The sequence below is a fragment of the Trichocoleus sp. FACHB-90 genome (genome assembly GCF_014695505.1).
Taxonomy (GTDB): Bacteria; Cyanobacteriota; Cyanobacteriia; order Cyanobacteriales; family FACHB-T130; genus Funiculus; species Funiculus sociatus.
In genome coordinates, this window is record NZ_JACJOK010000001.1 from 1 (window position 1) to 1,798 (window position 1,798).

A 1,798-nucleotide genomic window follows, 5' to 3' on the forward strand; every position below is an offset into this window, starting at 1 on the left:
CTTTTTAGTTCATATACTTGTTGAAGTGTCAAGACCTCTACCTACTGGTTTCTCTGAAATCCCTTCTCTATCTTGTTTGTACCTTTGTTAAGAAAGATGTGACTAATGGATAGCCTACAAGGGAAGGGGAGTAAGAATCAAAGCCTCTCTCCTTGTAGGAGAGAGGTTTGGAGAGAGGTCAGAGAGTTAGTTACTAAATTTTTAAACTTTACTGCGTAGGAAACTCACCAAATTTTGCAGAAACGACTGACTGACGCTTCCCTTGGTAACAGACTCCTGTATTAGTTCTGGTACAGCTACTACGGAATTATCCTTTAGCTGTGCGCGAGATGGGGCAATCAGTGGCACTTCTTCTGCTAAGCTGAGGACGCTTAAGCGGAAGGCAGCTTGCTGCACTTTCTCCACAGGTAGCCGGAGTTGCTGCGCGATCGCTTCTAGGGAAACTGTCCCTTTGGCAAACTCCCACACTTGCCACTCTAGGGCATCTAGCCGGAAGCGCGGTTGCCCTGTAATTACGCTTGTCAAGCCAGAAGTAGGGGCAGGTAGTTTATCTTTTAGTGCCGTCCAGTCTCGTAGCGCCCGCAAACTCATCAGGGTTGCTTCTGTTGCTGGTACGCTCAAACCTGTCATTTCTGCTAAGGGCAAAGGAACTTTGGTTTGAAATTCAAACTGTCCATCCTGTAGCTGGAACAATGCACACACTCGCCGCAATACCTGGCTTTTGAACAGCACTTTCAGTTGTTCGGCTTCCAGAAGTCCGTGAGATTTCAGGCATAGCCCCATCGGTGTTTTATTCGAGAAAACTTGAGCGAGTCGGGAGACAACGCGATCGCTCAACCAACCCCGCTGGGAAATCATTGAGAGTAAACCTTTTTCATCCAGGCTTGCAGCAGCCGCTACAATGCGCCCTTCATGCACCCAGATGTAGTGGGATTGCGAGTTTCGGTTCCGATCTACACTTAAACCATTAATCGTCAACAATCCCGTCTTGTGTCCTTGATCGAGGAACTGAAAAAGTTCAGGCAAGGAAAATTCTGCTAAATAACCAGTAACCGCCATAGTTTTCCTATTTCAGCAGACCGTTTAAATACCAGCTTGAGCGCCTTCTACTGCGGGTATTAGCTTAAATAATAGTTAAATCTCTGAACCATATTCATCAAACTATACTTTTCGTTACATTTTCCCTTATGAGTAGTATAAAAAAGTTAATAAAATAGTTTTTTATTTGACTTATTGAAATACTACTAATTAAATTCTTACTTTTAATACAGTTTATCGAACAGCCGAGTCGTAAATTAAGTGCTGGAGCAGAACCAACAAAGCCTGAATTACCGAACTTTTTTGGGTTGCGTTTACAGAGACCATAGGCGGTCGATCTTTGTGATTAATGTATCCCAGCGCGATCGCTACATCCTCCTGTTGCCAAGCTCCCGGACAGTCCATATGAGTTAAACCAATCAGCATAGGGATTTGCACTCGCGCTTTCATGAAAGCTAGAAGCTGACGAGCCGCCCGAAAATCGCTAGGACGATGAGCGTCTACCAGCAGGATGTAAGCATGGGATCTGCGAATTAACAAATCCCACATAAAATCAAATCTTGCCTGACCAGGCGTACCATAAAGGTGCAAAACCATATCAGAACCAAAGTTCAGCCGACCAAAATCTAAAGCAACCGTCGTTTTTTCGGCTCTACCGAACATAGTATGTAAAATAAACTGAAACTAGCTGGCAAAATGCCAAGTCAGAAAACTTCTTAATTTGAAATTGTTGAAGTTTCTAAACCCATAACCTCTTCGT

2 protein-coding genes are annotated in these 1,798 nt (G+C 44.0%); both read right to left on the reverse strand.

All coding sequences use genetic code 11. The annotated features are described in order from the left end of the window. Positions 1–201 precede the first annotated feature (201 nt). The gene (locus H6F74_RS00005) at positions 202–1,059 is read right to left on the reverse strand and encodes a DUF4388 domain-containing protein (protein WP_190434435.1); all 858 of its coding nucleotides are present in this window, start codon (positions 1,057–1,059) and stop codon (positions 202–204) included. Positions 1,060–1,272: 213 nt separating this feature from the next. After that, positions 1,273–1,701, reverse strand: a complete 429-nt coding sequence (locus H6F74_RS00010) for an ATP/GTP-binding protein (RefSeq protein WP_190434437.1) — start codon at positions 1,699–1,701, stop codon at positions 1,273–1,275. Positions 1,702–1,798: the final 97 nt, after the last annotated feature.

What these genes read in the sequence shown, in the direction of transcription:
- H6F74_RS00010 (WP_190434437.1), bottom strand. Translation starts at nt 1,701, where the DNA reads ATGTTCGGTAGAGCCGAAAAAACGACGGTTGCTTTAGATTTTGGTCGG.
- H6F74_RS00005 (WP_190434435.1), bottom strand. Translation starts at nt 1,059, where the DNA reads ATGGCGGTTACTGGTTATTTAGCAGAATTTTCCTTGCCTGAACTTTTT.